This window comes from Sulfitobacter sp. (assembly GCF_036960155.1).
Classification (GTDB): Bacteria; Pseudomonadota; Alphaproteobacteria; order Rhodobacterales; family Rhodobacteraceae; genus Sulfitobacter.
The window spans coordinates 1-20,012 of sequence record NZ_JBALWB010000020.1 but is presented as its reverse complement, the minus strand read 5'-3'; the positions used below and the strand labels follow the sequence as shown (position 1 = coordinate 20,012).

Sequence of the window (20,012 nt, the reverse complement as noted above, 5' to 3'; positions counted from 1 at the left end):
AGGAATTACGTCAAGACGGACAAAAATCCGTGAAGTCGGATGACCCTAAGCCCCATGCACCACTAAAAAGGCGCGAGCTGAGCCATCAGAATGGATCTTATGTGGAACATCCGCCGCATAACGTGCCGTGTCGCCCTCAAATAATTGTTCAATAGCATCACCGCTTGTGACAGTTAGACGTCCTTCAATCACGGTCAGGTGCTCACGGGCGCCTTGCGCATGTGGCAGGCTATCCAACACACCATCTTGGTTAAACCGAAGATCATAGACTTCATGCCGTCCGGCTTGCTCGGGCGGTGACAGGATGCGGATCGAACACCCTGTGCCGTGATTATCTATCGCTGGGACATCACCACTGCGCAAAACTTCAACACGGCTTTCCTGATCATCCTCAAGTAGCCCCGCAAAATCCACCTGAAGCGCCTTGGTCAGATTCCACAGCGTCGAAATCGTGGGCGACGATTCCCCGCGTTCGATCTGACTGACCATACTGCGCGACACACCAGATAGTTTAGCCACAGCATCAAGCGATAACCCCTTGGCACGGCGTGCGTCCTTCAGGCGGGTTGGCAGTAAAGATAATATTGCGTCGGTGTTTTCCATAATAACGGATGATATCGAAAAGCAGCAGCTCGCTGCAAGACTGAACTTCGGCAGACTGGGTCCGTTGCCACCATTCAATACAACTGCACGGCTCATGTAAGACGACTTGGACGGTTAAATGCCCGCTGTGCGGACAAACCGGATGTGCATCAGTGCGGCTGTTGCTGATCAACAACCGAGACGCGGGACAAAACAACCCTTCAACCCACGCTACTGGGTGCGCTTGACAGAAAGCTTGAGCGACCTCTTTGATCTCAAACACTTCAAGCGAGTTCGACTTGTGCAGTCCCTACGGTTTTTTTGTTTCATTTATTCGGGGTATTTAGTCAGTTGGCGCAGCCCCCCCCACGAAAGCTAACCTTCCGGAACGGGGGGATTTCATTGTTTTCTCTGCAAGTCAGTAGACCTGACATTCATAATTAGGCCAAAATCTGGTCATTCATTTCACGTTACGCTTACAATAGTGCCCATCCATAAATGGCCGTAACGGCAAGCGTATAGAGTGCAAGAATGACAACATTGATCGGATTACCAGACAGCTTTGGCGTCTTAATCTGAGAGACGTTTAAGATTGCCAGACCAAGACCACATGCAGCCAAAACGATAGCAAACATGGGACGATCAAAGTAATCCGCAAACATAAATACAAAAACGAGAATGAGACTATTATTATCGATGGCAAGCCCCGTGTATTTCGCACCCCCTGACAGACCAAACGTGCTGAAATAACTTAGGCGGATCGCGCCAAACACCAGCATTATGAATGCTATTGGCAGGAAGGCTGGGTTAAAGTCAGCGTAGCTCAGGATCAAAATTGCGGGCGTAACACCGTAGCTTACAATGTCGATAAGCAGATCAAGCTGACCACCAAATTTACTGTCATCACCAGTTCGGCCCTTCATTCTTCTGGCAATGAGCCCATCAGCCCAGTCGAACCCAACCGCCCAGACCATCCCGATCATCGCCGCGGGATAGATACCAATGATCAGAAAATAGATCGCCAATACTGTGCATCCCAACCCTGCAAGCGAACAGATATTGGGGAGGTCCTTAATATATGACAGAATGGACCTTGTTGGCGTCGCGGCGTTTTCGGTTGTCATGGACAGTCCTTTGAGTTAGTTAAACAGACGCTTAGTCGATGTCAGACTGGCGAACTTTACTCCCCATTCTGCGTGATTTTGAAACCTGTGATTTCAGAACACAAACCAACTCCAGACTTTTAAAAGTTTGGAGGTAAATCTATTTAAATAATTGAAACTAATGAATAAATATTGTGCGGTCGTGGTTTCATTCCACGATCAGCTAGCACCGTTCATGTGCATGTAAAAGGACTAAGTGAAAAATGATCGTCTATACAGTTGGCACTTTCGACCTCCTTCATGTCGGGCATCTTGCATTGTTGAACCATTGCAAGTCCCTAGGGGATATTCTCGCTGTTGGTGTTGCGTCCGATGAGGTTGTTAACCTTTACAAACCAAACGTCCCTGTTGTTCCATTGGAGCAGCGTGTGGAAATGTTGCAAGCCCTTAGCTGTGTCGACATTGTCCGCCCCTATCACGCGCTGGAATATGTTTCAGGCTGCAAAGCAGTGAACGCGGATATTTTTGTCATCGGTGAAGATTGGGGGACAAAACCTCACAATCTTGATGTGGATGCTTATTTAAGGGAAATGGGCAAAGAGATTGCTCAGGTGCGTTACAACCCTAGAACGTCATCGACGAAAATCAAGAAGATGGTTTTGGCACAATCTCAAGCACATCTAGAACCTCTTTGTGCGTAGAGTTTTGGCGCAGTCCACATGATCGCAATTGATGCAATACCCGGTGCATTTACCGCTGGGGAATGTGGACGTATTACCGCGGCAATCACTGCTGTGCCAAGCCGAGATGCATTTCTTGTGGGTCAGAACCGCGACCACAACCTTCGTAACTCCGAACTGGTTTGGATGGATGACCTTGCGGGCATGGGTTGGGTGATGGAGCGGCTGATCGAGCTCGTTCGAAGATCCAATCTCAACCAGTTCGATTTCGATCTACGCGAGTTTGCAGAAAGCCCGCAGGTTGCAAGTTACAAGGCCTCTTCAGCAGGCCATTTCGCGTGGCACTCTGATATTGGGGATGGCCCATTGGCCGCAAAACGCAAACTCACACTGGTCCTACAGTTGAGCGAAGCTGGCGCATATGAAGGTGGCAATTTGGAAGTCATGCCGGGGTCGCATGTCATGGTCGCCAGCCGAATGCAGGGGTCTGTCACTGTATTCCCCAGCTTTGCACTTCATCAAGTGACCCCCGTCAAAAGTGGCACACGTCACTCAATGACTGTCTGGGCGCATGGCCCTGCATTTCGATAAATTGAATTCAGTTCAAAATTCATCAAATTCAGGGACGTCTCCAAGCCTGACAAGGAATTCTGGAGCGCTGACCTCACCAGAACTGGGGTCCTCGGTAATCATGTAAGCGTCAGCGCCAGCGCATTCGTCAGATGCAGCTTCGCGTTCAGCACGGTTTTGTGCTTCCGAGGCGCTGGTATATTGGAATTGCTTACCGATTTCCAAACCAGCTTGCACACCTGGCCCAGCTTTCTTCTGCACATATGTCTGACAAATATAGTGAACCTTTGGCGCATTTTTGTCTGGGTTTGTCATGGATGCATCCTTTGATGATTTAGGGATTTTCAGCGTACTTTCGTCTCAGAGAATTGATGAACAGATATTGGTTAGCAGTTTTCCATGTAACACCATCGTTATTCCCCCTCTTTGGTAGGGTTTGCATCTTATGAACACCAGCGTGGCGTCTGGCGCTGTCAGAATCAGCATCAACGCGCTGTTATTCACCTGAAGTCTTACGCCATCTCCAAGGCGCTACCGTGACCTTGCCATATGCACAACCTTATGATCGCTGATCGCACCCAAAAAAGGTGAAGCTAAGTGGCAAGCAGTGTCTCAGTGCCGTAGATACATCGTGCCTGTTTAAGGCTGAAACTGGCCAAGAGTTGCCGTGGCATTGGTTTTCATAGATGTATTGGGAGCAGCAAAATTTGGATGGGACGGTTCGGATGCAACAACATGAGGTTCTATTTGAAACACTGGAGTTGCCCTGCGGCGTGATTCTGAAAAACCGTATCGCCAAATCTGCAATGTCCGACTCACTAGGCGACGGCACAGGCCACCCGACGGCTCAACAAAATCATCTCTACCAGCGGTGGGCCGACGGTGGGGTTGCTTTGTCAATTATTGGCGAGGTGCAACCCTCACCCCGTTACGCCGAAAAACCAGGAAATCTTGTGCTGAACGGGAACTCCGATTTGTCGAAATTTCAGGCGCTTGCAGAACTCGGCCGTAAAAACGGGGCGCAATTATGGCTCCAACTTGGACATGCGGGCGCACTTGCATACGCGCCAATCAGCGACCCAAAGGGGCCAAGCGCGCTTGATTTGCGAGACCTACGGTGTGAAGCGATGTCCCTAGATGAAATCCACCAAACCCCCACAGATTTTGCCAAAACAGCAAAGCTGGCCAAGAAAGCAGGGTTTGGCGGTGTGCAGATCCATGCGGCACATGGATTTCTCCTAAGTCAATTTCTGTCGCCGCTCTTCAACAAGCGCAGTGATGATTATGGCGGAACAATCGCCAACCGTATGAAACTTTTGCTACAGTCCATTGAGGCAACGCGAGAGGCCGTTGGCCCTGACTTTCCTATTGCAGTGAAGCTCAACTCCTCAGATCAGCTGATTGGCGGACTAGCTGAGGATGACGCCCTTGAGGTTGTCGCGGCTTTGGACGCCTCATCCGTAGACCTAATCGACATCAGCGGTGGAACATATTTTCCGGGTGCGAAAGCTGCATCAGATGGTGCTGGACGCGGGCCATATTTTATCGAATTTGCTAAGCGCGCAAGAACCAAAACCTCCAAGCCCTTGATGCTGACAGGCGGTTTCAAAACACGAGCCCAAGCGGAAGACGCCGTGGCGAGTGGTGTCGTCGATGTTATTGGCCTCGCCCGTGCGCTAGCTCTTGAACCGAGCCTGCCTAATCTCTGGATGGCAAGCGAGATGCCAGAGCCAGTATTTCCGAGGTTTTCGGATGCGCCAGAAGGCGGGATCACGGCGTGGTATACGATGCGGCTAACGGAGATAGGTGCTGACAAAGAAACGAATGAGGTCGGCGATCTTTCTCAAGCCATACTCGAATATGAGGTACGCGACGCAAAAAGAACGGAAATCTGGTCTCGCCATTTCAAGAGCTAGGACAGACGGCGTGCCTAATGCGAGTTGGAATACCTAATACTAAGCCTCGCATCCTGTGAATGCGCGGCTTTCGGCCTGCTGCATACCACTTGAATGGGTCAAATATCGCCTTTTACAGCTTCTAGAAAGAATTTCCGCCAAGGGTCGTTCGCCCCATCCTCAGGGCGTTGCCTTCTATGATAAATTCGCACCTTATGCATGATGATGGTCAAAACAATTAACCCTCGGGCTTTTTGGACACCATCAGGCGCATCATACAAAGTACTTCAATGGAAACAAACAACTGCCCTAATTGTGGTGACAGCCTGCCCGTGAGTTTCCTTGCGGCAAAGATGGCCACATGTCCGTCGTGCAAGACGACTTTGATCATTGACGGCCCGCATGTTCAAAACGCTGGATCCAGCGGTGAAATGCATGATGCCCCAGCGCTTTTCAAGTTAGGACAGTCCATTCGCGCTAAGGGCGTTGAATATCGAATCCTGGGTCATGCACGGTTTGATTACGGTCGTGGATGGTGGGATGAATTTTGGGTGCAAGGATCAGAAGGTGACACTTGGATTTCGGTTGATGAGGGCGATGTTGTTTTGCAACGGGCGCTTCGTAAGGCGGATCATCCCGAGAATGTTAAACCACCCAAGTTGGGTGAGCACGTCATCGCAAATTATCGCAGCTACCGAGTTACTGAGACTGGCACAGCAACCTGTATCGCGGTGCGGGGTGTATTCCCTGAAATCCTGATTGTGGGATCAGTTCACCAATATGTTAATTGTGCTGGCAAGCATGGTCTTTTGCTTTCTGGCGAGTTCTCTGAAGGTGCTCCTGATTGGTATTTTGGTGCATGGCTTGATCCTTTTGAACTCACGGTGGATGTCCAAAAATGACCGCTGCCTCATCCATCAATTCAATCAATTGTACCTCCTGTGGCGCAGGTCTTGATGTTCTGGGCGGTGGGCGTGTGCAGGTCCATGTGTGCGGCTATTGCGGCGCTGAACTGGATGCGCAGCATAATTATAAAGTTCTGAAAGAGTTTGGTGATCTTGTACGCCCCGACAGCCCATTTAAGATTGGGATGCAGGGCAACATCGAAGGTGTCTCTTTTACCGTTATAGGTACATTAGGGATGGAAGAACGGTACGCTGGTCGGGTTAGGCATTGGACGGACCATCAGCTGTTTTCGCCGACACACGGATATGCCTATCTGTCTGTTGAGGAAGGTCATTTTACGTTTACGCGCCGTTTGCGCCACTCAACACGGCCCGCCTGGATGAGTGAGCAAAGCGTCGAGACAGCGGAAACTCCGCCAACGGTCATAAGTGAAGGTGCCCAGTACACATATTTTGACACAAGCACCTCTGAAATCACCTTTGTGGAAGGGGAGTTTAACTGGCAGCCCGAAATGGGACGCCGCAGCACAACCATCACTGCGATGTCTGGTTCCGCCATGCTTGGCTTTGAACAATATGGCGGCGAAGAAGAAGTTGCAAAAACGGTCTATTTGCCGTTTGCCGAAACGTGCAGATCATTCGGTATAGACGATCTTTCAGGCCCGATCGGAATGCATGCATTATTGCCGTATCATGCGGGGCGACATGAAAATTTCCTGAAATGGATCAGTACTGGGTTTTGCTGTGTGGCGGTCATCTTGATGTTCGTTTTAGGCGAGGAATCTGGTGGGAAAACACTGATATCGGCAACTCAAAATGTCGCGGCGCTCCCTCTAGAAATCCCGTTTGAAATTACCGAAATTGACCGTCTGGCCATGATCAACGTATCGGCAGATGTGAACAACAGCTGGGCCTATCTTGGGATGTATGTAACGGACCCAGAAGGCGTCCCTGTCTTTGAAACAGGACGAACGGTTGAGCGTTATCACGGCCGTGACAGCGAGGGCGCATGGTCTGAGGGAAACGGCAAAGGTATTGTGCGTTTCACCCCGAAAATTGCAGGTGAATACACGCTTGAACTTTCTCTTGATGGGGCCGAGACATGGTCGCGCACCGGATCACCCGTATCAAATATTAAGGTCTCGGTGTCGCAAGGCGTAGCCGCGCCATTATGGATGGGGCTTTTGGCGCTTGCATTCTTTTTGTTCAGCGGCTTTCAGCACGCCAGAGTGTACATTCACCAAAAACGACGGTGGTGGGGGTCTGACTGGACGGATGATTAAAACATGATTGTACGAGTGTCCTTTGTCTTGATTTGTGTGGCGCTGTTGGGCGGCTTTTACTACCTGTCATACAATGGGGTTTGGGCGGACAGCCGTGATCTGGATCGGTCTGTGCGTATAGGTGGCCCCGGTGGTTTTTCCGGTGGGCGTATTAAGTGAAAAGGAACAACGACTAGATGGATATTTTTTCTGCAATTTCATTGGCTGAGATCGTCTCAACCTTGGTGTATTCCTTTCTTGGTGTAATCATTCTTGCGGCGTGCTGGTGGGTTATTCGCACTTTTGCACCGTTTCCAATCATCAAAGAGATTGAGCATGATCAAAACATTGCGCTCGCAATTTTGATCGCTTCAGTGTTCGTTTCACTCTCAATAATTATCGCCGCTGTCATCCTGTCATGACGCGCCTCCCTGAGGGGGATACAAAGGCAATCTGGCTTTTGATTGCCACGTTTCTGGTCGCGGTCTCTAGCCTAATTTACGAGCTGATCGCAGCAACATTATCAAGCTATCTTCTGGGCGATTCAGTTCGGCAGTTCAGCTTTGTTATTGGCGTGTTTTTATCCAGCATGGGCGTTGGCGCGTGGCTTTCACGGTTTGTTGGCGATGCAACGCGCGGGTTTGTCTGGGTTCAGGTCGGCATTGGCGTGATCGGGGGCATGTTAGCCCCCCTGCTCTATTTCGTTTACGCGTTTATGGGCGATATCGGCATCCTTCTTTATGGTATTTTAGGGACAATTGGCGTTCTTTCCGGCATGGAAATTCCGCTTATTGCACGGCTCCTAAAGGAAATTGGTGCTGCTGAGTTCCGTTTTGAAAATGTGCTGAGTGTTGATTATGTCGGGGCCTTAGTTGCTTCTTTAGCATTCCCATTGCTGATCATCCCCCATCTTGGCTTGATGTCTGCGGGGCTTGCATTTGGGTGCCTAAACCTTGCCGTTGCTGGCCTTTCGATTTGGATTTTTAGAGACAAGATTGACCTTGTCCTGCGGGTAGTTTGGGCAGCCGCCTTTGCCGCCTCATTGTTGGGATTGGCGACAACCGAACGTATGGTATCCGTCGTTGATGCAGCAATGTTTGAAGACGACGTTATTCTCAATGAAACAACGCCTTACCAGAAAATAAATGTGACCCAGTTCAGGGATCGTACGCGGCTGTTTTTAGATCATTCCATTCAGTTCGATACGTTGGACGAACATCGCTATCATGAAACCCTTGTGCATCCTGCGATGAGCATAATTCCACGCGCACGCAATATTTTGATTTTGGGCGGCGGCGATGGAATGGCAGCGCGGGAAGTCTTGAAGCACACCGATGTAGAAAAGATAACTTTGGTGGATCTAGACCCACGGATTACCGAACTTTTCCGCGAACACCCGCAGCTCAAAGTTTTGAATTCGGGATCATTGAATGATCCACGTGTTGAAATCATCGCTGAAGATGCTTGGCGGTTCATCGAAGCGGATACAGCAGTTTACGACGCCATTATTATCGATCTACCCGACCCTAAATCGATTGCGCTATCAAAGCTGTATTCATCCGAATTCTACGCATTTCTGATGGAGCGGCTTAGCCCATATGGGGCTTTGGTCACGCAATCCGGTTCGCCGCTTTTTGCGCGCGATGCGTTCTGGTCAGTTGTCGAAACGTTAGAGATGACCCGAAACCCGTCGGATTTCCAAACCCCCTTAATTGTCATACCCTACCATGTTTATGTCCCCAGTTTTGGCGATTGGGGGTTCGGCTTGGTTCTGCCACAGGGACGAATTGATCGAAGCATAAAGTTTCCCCTACAGCTAAAGTTCATGACAGAAAATGTCTGGGAAAGCGCACAGGTTTTTGCGGCGGATGTCGACCGGACAGACGTAGAGCCCAATTCGATCAAGACCCACAAATTGGTGAATTATTACCAAGACGGTTGGGATTACTGGTTCAAGTAGTCCCGCCTCTTTGGACGTGTTTCATTCTGTGTATTTGCCGCAACAAACCCAACCGTTTTGGCCAAGTCTGAACGGAAATGTGGAATTCCATCAGTAACACCCTGTTTTTACCCCAGACCGTTCTGAAAACTCATGGAAGCGATCAGTTAAATTACGCACTTTGGACCAGCAAGGTGACAGTGCAGCGTGACCCTACCTTGTTCCACATAGACTGAGCTTAACGATTTAGAATCCGCAACCACTTGATTGTCACTGTAAGGGGCAAATAGTTAATCCTCGACGCCCTTCATATTGCAAACCTCCATCAGAACGCGCCAAGGTGACAACAGACAGGTAATTAATATGTTGGCTGACACGAATAGCGGTTTAAAACACACCTATTCAACTTGGTACCGCGGACAAGGAACAGTGCAATGACCAATCCATCCTTCAGAAGGACAGCTCCCATTGTCCTGCGCTCCATCCGCATTTGGTCAGGGCTCTTTCTATTGGCCTTTGTGACCAGCCACCTCATCAACCTCAGTCTCGGCTTGATCACAATTGAGACTATGGACCGCGCACGCCCCTACCTCTCAGGTTTTTGGTCAGGTCCAATAACTGGGTTCTTATTATCGGCATCCCTGATCAGCCATTTCGTTCTGGGGCTTTGGGCTCTCTATGTCCGCCCAACCTTGCGGACAAATACGCAAGACATCGTTCAAATGCTGACTGGTATGATTGTTGTGCCGCTCTTGGCAACGCATGCAATTGGAATCTCAATGTTGGCAGATGCAGGCGTAGATTTCGGATACGCTGACACGATCCGCTTGTTTTGGCTTCAGGCGCCGGCTCTTGGCCTCATGCAGGTTGTGATGCTTTCAGTGGTTTGGGTGCATGGCAGTGCCGGCCTGTTTACGTGGCTGCGGTCAAAAGAGAACGCGGGGCGATTGCTGAATTGGCTCTACCTTCTGGCGGTCATTGTTCCTGTCTTTGCACTTCTTGGATACGCTGAAGCAGGACGCGAAATGCTGATTGCGGGGCAAGCTGGTGCAAACTTGGCCAGTAACCCTGCAATACCAGAAGACGTTGTCGTGCCCTTCGCGCAAATCAAACAAGTAACCAGGGCAATTATTTATGGCTCGATCATTTTGGTTGTCTTCACATTGGTGGCACGGTTCATCCGACTAATCCTACAAAAAACACAAGAGGTGATCCTTGTGCGTAATGGCGGCCAAGAAATGATCTCGACCTCGGCACTCAGCATGTTGAGTGGTTTCCAACACAACGATCAATTGCATGCCAACCTTTGTGCGGGGCGCGGCAGATGCGGCACCTGCGCGGTCCGTGTGATCCGGTCAGAATTCCCGCTGCCACTCGCCTCAGAGCTTGAACAACGCACTTTATACAAGGTCGGAGCCCCCGAAGGCGCAAGGCTTGCGTGTCAACTCACCCCCGCTGGTGGCAAGGTAGAAGTACAGGCTATTTATCCCGCCGACTATACATTCGAGGACGCCAGACCAACGGAAACCGCTACACCATCCGAGGTTCCAGCGTGATCGCCGTGCGCAATGCCGCTATCGCCCTATTCTGCGTTTTCACCCTCATGCTTTCGCAGCCCGCATCAGCACAGACAGATACCTTGGTTGCAGCTCCCTCTACCAATGATCTACACGAATTCACCCGCCTTCTGGCAGATGAACGCATTCAAGAATGGCTCAACCAACAAGCTGTTGAAGCCGAGAATGCTGACGTCCCTGAGACACTGGGAATGCGCGACCAGCTTGATGCATTGGTCTTGCAAACCAAAGATCGGATTGGCGCACTTATCCGTACGTGGGAGGGTTTGGGGCAAGCCCCTGAGATGATGCAAGGGCGATGGAAAGAGCAAGTCACCGATGACCGCCGCGTCCAAAGCCTGACGTTTGTTTTGATTTTCTTGTTCCTCGGGGCAGGCTTGGAATGGCTTTTCCGGCAGTACTCGAACCCAATGCGCCGACGCCTCGAGATTACTGAGTTCAAAACCCATACCAAACGCATCACCGCAGCGATCACACGTGCCGGTCTTGCATTGTCTGGGTTACTTGCCTTCGCGATTGGCAGCATTGGGGCGTTTTCGGCGTTTGATTGGCCACCGATACTCTTTGCGTTGATCCTTAATCTGCTCATGGCAATCGTTGCAATCCGTGTGGTTAGCACGACCCTTCTGCTATTTCTGGCACCTTACGTACCGCGCCTTCGGTTGGTACCCATCAGCACGGGGATGGCTCGTCTCATTTCACGCACGGCGCTTAGCTTCTCAGGCGTATTGATCCTCGCCATTGCAATTAACGATGTTTTCCAAAGTGTTATCGAAGTCTTTAGACCTCTGGGGAGCGAAAACACCATCCTCGCCATTTCCATCATACTGGCTGTGATTGTCACACTCGCTGCACTGGTTAGCCTTCACATCGGTTTCTACCTCGCTGGTCGTATCAGCCCTACCGCTGGATCCAAGCAAGCCCGCAAATGGCGCAGCTTTGTGAGCCTTTTGATCGTACTGCTGCTGGGGATGTGGACACTGGACCTTCGCCTGATCATGTGGAGCACGTTGTGTCTTGGCTTCCTGATCGTATCCCTGAAACTGCTGCGGTCTTGGGTTAGTCACACATTTGATAATGCAATTGCAGATTATATGGCGAAACTTCCGCCTGCGCCTGTTGTCGAGCCATCCGAAGACGACACCGTAGAAGAAGAAGAAAATGAAGAAGAGATCGAGGTCAGCGATCCCTATGAGACCTACCGCCCTATTGCACAACGGGTCGTGCGATTTGCGTTGATCATCACGGTTGGCTTTATCCTGTCGTTGATCTGGAACCTCGGGATATTCGAACGCACCGAGAATCCCACAGTTACACAACGCGTCTTTTCAGTCTTGCTCGATAGTGCGGCCGCGCTGTTGATTGCTGATTTGCTTTGGACATGGGCACGTACCGCCATAGATCGCAGGCTAAATGCCTACAGCCCCCCTACCGACGGATCTGCCCCCGGACCTGAGGCGCGAATGGCGACACTCTTGCCGCTCTTGCGTGTTGTTCTCATGGTTACACTGCTGATGATGGTAGCGATGTCGATACTGTCCTCAATGGGCGTGAACATCGCGCCGATCCTTGCGGGTGCCAGCGTCTTGGGGATCGCAATCGGATTTGGGGCGCAGTCATTGGTCAAAGACGTTGTATCGGGTATCTTCTTTTTGATCGATGATGCCTTCCGAGTTGGTGAATACGTCGAGATTGACCAGCTCCGCGGCACCGTCGAGAGGATCTCGATCAGATCCCTGCAAATCCGCCACCACCGCGGCGCGGTCCATACGTTGCCCTTTGGCGAATTGAAATCCATGACGAATTATTCGCGTGACTGGGTGATCATGAAACTCGAGTTCCGTGTACCCTTCGACACTGACCTAAAGCTTGTAAAGAAGTTGATTAAGCAGGTTGGAGCACAGCTAAAAGAGAACCCCGAATATGGCGATAGCATTTTGGAGACGTTAAAATCGCAAGGCGTGCGCCGCATGGAAGAATTCAACATGGTGGTAGGTGTTAAATTCATGACACGCCCGGGCGAGCAATGGGTCGTGCGCCGCGATGCCTACCAAGGAGTGCGAGACGTGTTCAATGCAAATGGCATCCGGATGGCGGAGCGCAACGTGAAGGTGGAGATTGCGGGGGACGAGAATTTGACAGACGAACAACGAAAAGCTGTCAGCGCCGCAGCGCATGACGCAATAGCAAACAAGTTGCCTCCCGGACCTGTCCCAGATGAGCCATAAGGCTCTGATCAACAAAATTAGTGCTTTCGCACGCATTGCTCTCTAATCATTCAATCTAAAATGCGACTACGGAGAAAAACGACTGTTAATGCGCACCTGCAGCGAAAATACGCACTTTGTCGCCGTCTAGACGCTCTGCAATATCTAACACTGTGGACTCGAAGCTGCCGTTCGCTGTGATTTTCAATGAAATCTGCTAGGTGCGGCAAATCGCAAACAAGCTGGCCCGCGAACTTATGCCCAGTTTGCTGTAGGCACGTTTGCGGTAGGTCACGACAGTAGATGGCGCGACCCCGATCTCAGCGGCGATCAGCTCAGCCTTCTGGCCTGCCAAAATGCCCAAACAAACTGTACGTTCTCGATGACTTAGAACATCCAAAACGGCAGGCGTGTCAGATTGAGCTTGGCGTTCAAAATGTAGCAAAGCAAGGCGTCCCGCCAAAATGGCCAAAGCTGAATCGGGCTGTGCTGTGGGGGCTCCTGTTTGATAAAGGCTCACAAATAGCCTCAAGTCGCCACAGACACACAGCAAGGTCGTTTTGTCTAAAAGGCCAGGCGCACAAAAAAACTTCTGGCGGTAATCAATATCCATTTCCGCAGATATCTCACTGAGACGGCGCAACGTTACCTTGCCCGAATGGGTCGCCAACAGCTCAGGCAAAAGTGGGTCGTGTTTGTACAATCCATCCAGATACAGCGCTGCCAGTTTTCCCGCCAAAGCGGTTTGACTGAAATGGCGCGACAACAGGCAGGATGCTTGGTTTTCGCCGATGGAAAACACCATGATCTGGTCTACGCCAAGTGTTTCAACAAAATCGCAAAACACTTGCGCAAAGGCGTCTGTCCCTAGATGCGCAAGGCAATGATTGATGTGATCTGTGCTGGCTATCATGCCAGTGTCATACCATGTCCCCCACAAAAGGGGACAGACGTTACACACCTAGCCTCTTATCTTGCAGGGAATACTTGGAGGATGCCATGAGGCCTAAGGGACGCAACGAGACAGAATCTCTTTATTTTACTTACCCGCACTTTGATGCACCTTTGGGTCGCGACAGCCTATCAGAGCCCGCTTCCGTTGCTATTGTGGGCGCTGGCCCAATTGGCATGACGGCGGCCCTTGGCCTTGCGCGCGAAGGAGTAGCCTCGGTTGTCTTCGATACAAAATCTACCTTCAATGACGGCAGCCGTGCAATTTGCGTGGCCCGCTCAAGCCTGAACATTTTTGAACGCATTGGCGCGGTCGCTCCGTTTTTGGAGAAGTCGTTAGGATGGACAACAGGGCGCAGCTTTTACCGGGGAAAGCAGATCCTTGAATTCAAAATGCCCGATAGTGATCAAGAAAAATACCGCCCGATGTATAACCTGCAACAGCAATATATTGAGCAGTTTTTGTGGAATGCCGTTGAAAAGGAACCCCTGATCGAGACGCGTTGGCAGAGCAAGGTCATCGGCGTTGAAGATACTCCAAACGGCGTGCAGCTTGAAGTGGAGGATCCGCATGGTGTCTATTCGATTGAGGCCGATTACGTGTTGGCCGCGGATGGCGCACGGAGCCAAATGCGCAAGATGCGCGGCCTGCGCCTTAAGGGCGATAACTACGAGGGGCGCTATGTGATTGCAGACGTGCAAATGCCACATGACTACCCAACAATCCGCCGTGCATTGTTTGATCCAGATTGCAGGCGCGGCGCGACAATTCTGATCCACAAACAACCAGATAATATCTGGCGGATCGACTATCAATTGGCCGACACAGATGACGAAACGGATGCCATGAAAGAGAGCACTGTGCGTGCCTCTGTCAGCGCTGTTTTAAACGAGATCGGGTATGAAGGAGATTGGGAGTTGGAGTGGTGGAGCACCTATTCCGCCAACACCCTTGCCCTAGATGACTACCGCGACGGGCAGGTTTTCTTTGTCGGTGATAGCGCCCATATCGTGCCCATTTTCGGCGTGCGCGGATTGAACAATGGCTTGGCCGATGCACATAATATCGCGTGGAAGCTGGCTTGGGTGATGCAAGGCAAAGCAAGTCCTGCGCTGCTTGATAGTTACACGCCAGAGCGGCGCGGTGCCACGCTGGATGTCTTTGCCAACGCCACAAAATCCGCACGCTTTATGACGCCGCCCACACGCGGTTGGGCACTGATGCGCGATGCGGCCTTGAACCTCGCGCTAAGCCATCCGTTTGCCGGACAACTCGCCAATCCGCGACAGATGACACCCTACACCTATGCCGACAGTCCCGTCATTAGTGCAGACGATACGATGTTTACTGGCGGGCCGCCCGCGGGTGTCGCATTGCCAGAAGCGCGTATGGGCGACGGATACCTGTCAGACTTATTGGGGGACGGTTTTTCGTTCATCATCTTCGGGGATGCCCTTGCGCAAAGAATAGACATTCCCGGCGTCAAAATTATTGTTGTCGAAGTCGGGTCAGACGTTGGGAACCTGCTGTGTGCAGGAGCCTTAAGCGCTTACCTCATTCGTCCCGATCTGCACATCGCTGCTCGCTGGTTCAAGGCTACGCCTGCCGCTATCAAGCTTGGATTGAAACATGCACTTGCAGGAAAAAACTATGATACCGACTGATGTAGAACGTGTGTATGATGCCCTTGCAGAAACCCTTGATATTGTCGGTGCGGAAAAGTCTGAGCTGTTTCTCGCGAAGCTTGCCTTATTGCTTTCGAACGAACTGGATGATGCTGAACGCGTTCTTAGCATCATCGACATGGCACGTATTAATCTTGATGCTTCGGACTGAGACGAAGGTCACCTCAATTTCATGGTGCTGGGAGGTCGTGGTCCTAATCTGCCGACTTTGAAAGAATGACAACTATCAGTTTCATGCAGAGGACGCAGATAAAAATCTACCATGACCGATAGATGGCTCACAGGCTTACTCCCGCCGTTCAATACCGCGTCCTGAATTTAACCTCGGCGTAATTCCTGCGCCATGAAGTCATATACCATTCGTATGCGACGGCTTGTTACGAGTTCCCGGTGCGCGACCAACCAGATCGGAAAGGTGAGCGGTTCAAGGTTCGGGAGAACCCGGCGGACAGACGGGTCCTCGTCGCCGATATGAGCATCCAAAACACCGATGGCAGCGCCTTGGCGCACAAGTTCCCACATCACCAGATAGCTTTCGGTCAACAGTGGGAAGTTTGCTTCCGTCAGACCAAGCCCTAGCGTGTTGAGCCCTTTAAGCATCATTCCACCATGATCTATGTTCACGAAATCCGCATAACACAGATCCTCGGGTTTCGTTGGATTACCGATCTTCGCGATGTAGTCAGGCGTTGCATATAGGACCGCACCAGCATCACCGATCTTTTTAGCGATCAGATCAGGCTCAGTGGGCCGGAAGTTACGGATCGCGATGTCGGCCTCACGGCGACGTAGATCGCTTGCATGGTTTGCAACGACAATCTCGACCTGAATGCCCGGCTCCATGATGCGTAATTTTGCAATGATCGGGGGTAACAACACAGCCGCGTAAGTTTCGCTAGCCGAGATGCAGATCGATCCCTCTAAGGCTTGCGACTGACCAAGCGCTGTCAAAGAGACACGGCCTGCGGCCTCTCCCATAGCACGGACATGATCCAACAATTCAAGGCCGCTTGGCGTGAGGGTTAAACCGCGACCGACACGCTCAAACAAAACGACCCCTAGTTCTTGCTCGAGTCCGTCAACTTGACGGCCTAGTGTCGGTTGCGCCATGCCCAAAGCACGCGCAGCGGCTGACAGCGAGCCTTCCTCGGCCGTGACCAAAAAGGCCCGCGCTTTGTTCCAGTCAAATTTTACCGAACGCCAATCCATGCATATATGCATATCAAACTACAAGAATTGGTCAATTCGCATAATTCAATCGCTACGCTAAACCGCAGACAACCCAAATAAATAGGAACCAATATGACAACCCTTATTATCGGAGCGAGCGGAGCAACAGGGCGTCTGCTTGTAGAAGAATTATTAGCACGCGGCCAAAGCGTAAAGATCATTGTTCGATCACTTGATAGCCTTCCTGAGACCATCAAAAACCATGCCAATTTGTCTGTGATAAAGGCGAGTATTCTGGATCTCAGTGATGCCGAGATGATCAAGCACACTCACGGGTGCAGCGCAGTGATCTCATGTTTAGGGCATAACCTGACCCTCAGAGGGATGTTTGGCGGGCCACGCAGGCTGGTCACCGATGCTACCCGCCGTTTATGCGATGCAATTCGGGTAAATGAGCCAGCAGAGCCCGTCAAATTTGTACTTATGAACACGACTGGCAACAGCAATCGCGATCTGGATGAGCGGATATCGTTTAGCCAGAAATGCGTGATGGTTCTTATTCGCTTGTTGCTTCCTCCGCACGTGGACAACGAAAAAGCAGCGGATTATTTGCGTAAAAATATTGGCCAGACTGATCCAATGATCGAATGGACTGCCGTCCGCCCTGACAGCTTAACCGACGAAGTAAAAGTTACAGAATATGACATTAACACATCACCGACGCGAAGTGCCATATTCGACGCCGGTTCGACGAGCCGCATTAATGTCGCCCACTTCATGGCCCAACTGAGCGAAAGCGACAGCACTTGGAAAATGTGGCGGGGTAAGATGCCAGTGATCTATAATACGGCCTCGACCTAACAAGGCGATGTAGATGGATGGGATTGAGGTGCATGAAGGTTAGTCTGATTGCGTTTAACGAGTCGGACAAAAACCATCACATGCGTAACGATCAGCAATGGCACAGGGAAAGTTGGGATGTACCAAGCGGCACCAAAGTGCGGCACGGCTTCGACCTGGCGCAACGCATTCAAAAGGTCCACTGATCCAACAATATTGAAAACCCAAACTATTCCGATGGCTGACGTCCAGTTCTTTTGCAAAGCAAGCAGCGCCACAATAGCGAGAAGGCCGCTAATGAAATCGCCATAACCTGCGGCAGTTGCAAAGGCGCTTGGCATAGCCTCGCTAACCACCGCTGGGGTCAAAAAGGTTAAACCGATGTGACGAAAGGCATGTGGAAGGATCAAAATCCCCAAAGCAATTTTTTTTGGTTTTCCAGATAGCCACGGCGTTACGTGCCATTTAAAAATTAGGGCGAAAACGATCACGCTCAGGATGAATTGAACGCCAAATATTGCGACGGTATCCATAGTATGTACTCCAATTTGATAGAATAATTTCAGATGATTAGGCCAGATTTGTGACGTCTTCCTGACCTCCGCTTTGGCTATACGGCAGGTAAAATTCGATCAGGCGCTCCTCGTATGTTTCGGGTTCCGGCATCGTGTTTAGGAACGCAGGATGGGTTTTCATGGCCGTCCACCAAATCGCATAGCGCGCCCATGTTTCGCCGGATGTGGGCAAAGTGAAACCTTTGTAGTGCTTCAGAAGAAGCTCGATGCGCAGTGCAAATGGTGCCAGCGCAAAATCGACAACATTTGGCGTACTCCCTGTGAAATACGGCCTTTCTAAAGGCATGGATTCTGCAAATAATTGCAGCCCCATCAGCATCTTTTCTTTCGCTTGATCAGCCTCCGAACCGTAGCTGTCGGCTTTCAAAAACCGATAAAAGTAGGGTATGATGTCCGACTTCTGAACATCCAACCAATAGCGAGCCTCAGCGCGATTTGACGCTCCACTGGCGTATCCCTCGACGTTCTCATTAACGAAATCATCCAGATATTCCATTGATCGCAATGAATCAGGAATACGAAGCGGTGCACCCTTCTGCGCTGAAATTTCAAGGACTGGCACCTGACCAGTTCCGCGTGAGATATCCATCCATTCTGGGGATTTATTGTAGGGGTCTGTTTCGCGGTATTCGTACGGGATTTCCAAGTGCTCCAAAGTTGCCCAAGTACGTTGAGCAAAGGGGCAATACCACGCAGAATATAATGTGAGTTTCTTTGACATTGTCGGTTACCTTGCTGGGTATCGGTATTGCTCAGAATGGTAAAAATCACGCTTGAGGCAAATGGTGGCGTTCAGTTGTGACAGGGTCTCAGCGGATGTTGCTTCACGTGTTCAACATCCGCCGCTTCATTTCCCGTTGGACACTTAGGACTTAGTGTTACGATCGAGAAAATCGATCATGTGATCCGCAATCTCGTTTCCATACTCTTCAAGCGCGAAGTGACCAGTGTCGAGCAGATGAAACTCTAAATTCTCTAGGTCACGCTTGTAAGGATGTGCACCATCGGCCGGAAATATGTGATCGTTCTTGCCCCACATCAGCAACGTTGGCGTCTGATGTTCACGAAACAAGGCCTGCCATTTCGGGTACTCAGCGATGTTGGTTCCATAATCCAAGAACATCTCAAGCTGCACTTCTTGGTTCCCGGGGCGATCTAGCAGGTATTGGACATGCCAAAAGTTGTCAGGATTGATCGCTTCTGGGTTTTGCGTTCCGTGCGTGAACTGCCACTTGGTCGCATCCATCTTCAAAAAACCACGCAGTTGGTCGCCATTTGCAACAGAAGGATCGGCCCAGTAAGCTTTGAGTGGATCCCAGAATTCACCTAGGCCTTCTTCATATGCGTTTCCATTTTGGATGATGAACCCAGAGACCCTTTCTGGATGTTCTGCAAACATGCGAAATCCCACGGGCGCGCCATAATCCATCAGGTAGACGGCGTAGTCATCGACCTGCTTTTGGTCCAGCAATTGGGTAATAATCGCCGCCGTATTGGAGAATGAGTACTCATAGTTTGCGGCATCAGGCATGTCAGATGCACCGTAGCCCGGGAAATCGGGGGCGATAACATGATAAGTTTCGGCCAACTTTGGGATTAGATTTCGAAACATATGCGACGATGTTGGGAACCCATGTAGCAATAGGATCGTTGGTTTGGACGGATCACCCGCCTCGCGATAAGCAACCTTGAGTCCGTCTATGACTTCTGAACGAAATGAAGTTTGCGCGGCATCGGTAGTATCTGCTGCGATAGCTGGAGAGGACATCAAGATAGGTGATGTGATGGTGAGCGCTAGCAGGCTCGCACTGAGGGCTGATTTAATGGCATAGGACATTTGGACTTTTTCCTTATTTTTGTAGAAATGAAGTAAATTTGTGGGTTGAAAATGGCGCTAGGATCAGACGTTTTAACCAAGCATCGATTTCAACTTTTCGTTCTCAGAAGTCAGGCGGGACAGTTCTGCACGTAAGGGTTCAAGCTGCGGTTCCAGCTCCTCCACCGTCATCCGCTGAGGGATGTGCTGCGGGCAATTCCAATCGAGTGCCTCGACCGTGATGACAACCGCGC

21 protein-coding genes are annotated in these 20,012 nt (G+C 50.7%); 13 read left to right on the top strand and 8 right to left on the bottom strand.

Annotated features, from left to right (window positions below; all coding sequences use genetic code 11):
- Positions 1–45: 45 nt before the first annotated feature.
- Together V7775_RS22925 and V7775_RS22920 are read right to left on the bottom strand one after the other, a co-directional pair.
- Entirely contained in the window at positions 46–606 is a 561-nt protein-coding gene (locus V7775_RS22925; protein WP_335754304.1) for a helix-turn-helix domain-containing protein, read from the bottom strand.
- A 452-nt stretch (positions 607–1,058) separates the two neighbouring features.
- Positions 1,059–1,706, bottom strand: a complete 648-nt coding sequence (locus V7775_RS22920; protein WP_335754265.1) for a CDP-alcohol phosphatidyltransferase family protein — start codon at positions 1,704–1,706, stop codon at positions 1,059–1,061.
- A gap of 242 nt (positions 1,707–1,948) precedes the next feature.
- Between V7775_RS22920 and V7775_RS22915 the strand changes: the two genes are divergently transcribed.
- Both V7775_RS22915 and V7775_RS22910 read left to right on the top strand, forming a co-directional pair.
- Entirely contained in the window at positions 1,949–2,386 is a 438-nt protein-coding gene (locus tag V7775_RS22915) for an adenylyltransferase/cytidyltransferase family protein (RefSeq protein WP_335754264.1), read from the top strand.
- Positions 2,387–2,404: 18 nt separating this feature from the next.
- On the top strand, positions 2,405–2,956 hold the full coding sequence (locus V7775_RS22910; RefSeq protein ID WP_335754263.1) for a 2OG-Fe(II) oxygenase: 552 nt from the start codon (positions 2,405–2,407) through the stop codon (positions 2,954–2,956).
- 12 nt (positions 2,957–2,968) lie between these two features.
- Here V7775_RS22910 and V7775_RS22905 read toward each other — a convergent pair whose 3' ends face one another.
- The gene (locus V7775_RS22905; RefSeq protein ID WP_335754262.1) at positions 2,969–3,250 is read right to left on the bottom strand and encodes a hypothetical protein; all 282 of its coding nucleotides are present in this window, start codon (positions 3,248–3,250) and stop codon (positions 2,969–2,971) included.
- 410 nt (positions 3,251–3,660) lie between these two features.
- On the opposite strand from V7775_RS22905, the gene V7775_RS22900 reads away from it, so the two are divergent.
- The 8 genes from V7775_RS22900 (at position 3,661) to V7775_RS22865 (ending at position 12,741) form a co-directional block, all read left to right on the top strand.
- On the top strand, positions 3,661–4,851 hold the full coding sequence (locus V7775_RS22900; RefSeq protein ID WP_335754261.1) for an NADH:flavin oxidoreductase/NADH oxidase family protein: 1,191 nt from the start codon (positions 3,661–3,663) through the stop codon (positions 4,849–4,851).
- 269 nt (positions 4,852–5,120) lie between these two features.
- Positions 5,121–5,732 (top strand): DUF4178 domain-containing protein, encoded by a 612-nt coding sequence (locus V7775_RS22895; protein ID WP_335754260.1) that lies wholly within the window; start codon positions 5,121–5,123, stop codon positions 5,730–5,732.
- Positions 5,729–7,018 carry a DUF4178 domain-containing protein gene (locus V7775_RS22890; protein WP_335754259.1) on the top strand — a complete coding sequence of 430 codons (1,290 nt, stop codon included), beginning with the start codon at positions 5,729–5,731 and terminating at the stop codon, positions 7,016–7,018. Before V7775_RS22895 ends, V7775_RS22890 begins: the two co-directional genes overlap by 4 nt.
- 3 nt (positions 7,019–7,021) lie before the next feature.
- Entirely contained in the window at positions 7,022–7,177 is a 156-nt protein-coding gene (locus tag V7775_RS22885) for a hypothetical protein (RefSeq protein ID WP_335754258.1), read from the top strand.
- A 17-nt stretch (positions 7,178–7,194) separates the two neighbouring features.
- Entirely contained in the window at positions 7,195–7,419 is a 225-nt protein-coding gene (locus tag V7775_RS22880; protein WP_335754257.1) for a DUF350 domain-containing protein, read from the top strand.
- Positions 7,416–8,957: a polyamine aminopropyltransferase gene (locus V7775_RS22875; protein ID WP_335754256.1), complete on the top strand. Its 1,542-nt coding sequence runs from the start codon at positions 7,416–7,418 to the stop codon at positions 8,955–8,957. The genes V7775_RS22880 and V7775_RS22875 overlap by 4 nt, the downstream gene beginning before the upstream one ends.
- Positions 8,958–9,370: 413 nt before the next feature.
- Positions 9,371–10,492: a 2Fe-2S iron-sulfur cluster-binding protein gene (locus V7775_RS22870; RefSeq protein WP_335754255.1), complete on the top strand. Its 1,122-nt coding sequence runs from the start codon at positions 9,371–9,373 to the stop codon at positions 10,490–10,492.
- A complete protein-coding gene (locus tag V7775_RS22865) occupies positions 10,489–12,741 on the top strand; it encodes a mechanosensitive ion channel family protein (protein ID WP_335754254.1) in 2,253 nt (750 codons plus the stop codon). Before V7775_RS22870 ends, V7775_RS22865 begins: the two co-directional genes overlap by 4 nt.
- Positions 12,742–12,937: 196 nt before the next feature.
- On the opposite strand, the gene V7775_RS22860 is transcribed toward V7775_RS22865, so the two are convergent.
- Positions 12,938–13,633, bottom strand: coding sequence for a helix-turn-helix transcriptional regulator (locus V7775_RS22860; RefSeq protein ID WP_335754253.1), 696 nt, complete (start codon positions 13,631–13,633; stop codon positions 12,938–12,940).
- A gap of 86 nt (positions 13,634–13,719) precedes the next feature.
- Between V7775_RS22860 and V7775_RS22855 the strand changes: the two genes are divergently transcribed.
- A complete protein-coding gene (locus tag V7775_RS22855) occupies positions 13,720–15,336 on the top strand; it encodes an FAD-dependent monooxygenase (protein WP_335754252.1) in 1,617 nt (538 codons plus the stop codon).
- Complete coding sequence (locus tag V7775_RS22850) at positions 15,323–15,508, top strand: hypothetical protein (protein ID WP_335754251.1); 186 nt, start codon at positions 15,323–15,325, stop codon at positions 15,506–15,508. Before V7775_RS22855 ends, V7775_RS22850 begins: the two co-directional genes overlap by 14 nt.
- 167 nt (positions 15,509–15,675) lie before the next feature.
- On the opposite strand, the gene V7775_RS22845 is transcribed toward V7775_RS22850, so the two are convergent.
- Positions 15,676–16,578, bottom strand: coding sequence for a LysR family transcriptional regulator (locus V7775_RS22845; RefSeq protein WP_335754250.1), 903 nt, complete (start codon positions 16,576–16,578; stop codon positions 15,676–15,678).
- Between the two features lie 81 nt (positions 16,579–16,659).
- Here V7775_RS22845 and V7775_RS22840 point away from each other — a divergent pair, with 81 nt between their 5' ends.
- Positions 16,660–17,388 carry an NAD(P)-dependent oxidoreductase gene (locus V7775_RS22840; protein ID WP_335754249.1) on the top strand — a complete coding sequence of 243 codons (729 nt, stop codon included), beginning with the start codon at positions 16,660–16,662 and terminating at the stop codon, positions 17,386–17,388.
- On the opposite strand, the gene V7775_RS22835 is transcribed toward V7775_RS22840, so the two are convergent.
- The 3 genes from V7775_RS22835 to V7775_RS22825 all read right to left on the bottom strand — a co-directional run bounded on the left by V7775_RS22835 (position 17,385) and on the right by V7775_RS22825 (position 19,779).
- Entirely contained in the window at positions 17,385–17,858 is a 474-nt protein-coding gene (locus V7775_RS22835; RefSeq protein WP_335754248.1) for a hypothetical protein, read from the bottom strand. The genes V7775_RS22840 and V7775_RS22835 overlap by 4 nt on opposite strands.
- A 79-nt stretch (positions 17,859–17,937) precedes the next feature.
- Entirely contained in the window at positions 17,938–18,663 is a 726-nt protein-coding gene (locus V7775_RS22830) for a glutathione S-transferase family protein (protein WP_335754247.1), read from the bottom strand.
- A gap of 144 nt (positions 18,664–18,807) precedes the next feature.
- Positions 18,808–19,779 carry an alpha/beta fold hydrolase gene (locus V7775_RS22825; protein WP_335754246.1) on the bottom strand — a complete coding sequence of 324 codons (972 nt, stop codon included), beginning with the start codon at positions 19,777–19,779 and terminating at the stop codon, positions 18,808–18,810.
- Positions 19,780–20,012 lie beyond the last annotated feature (233 nt).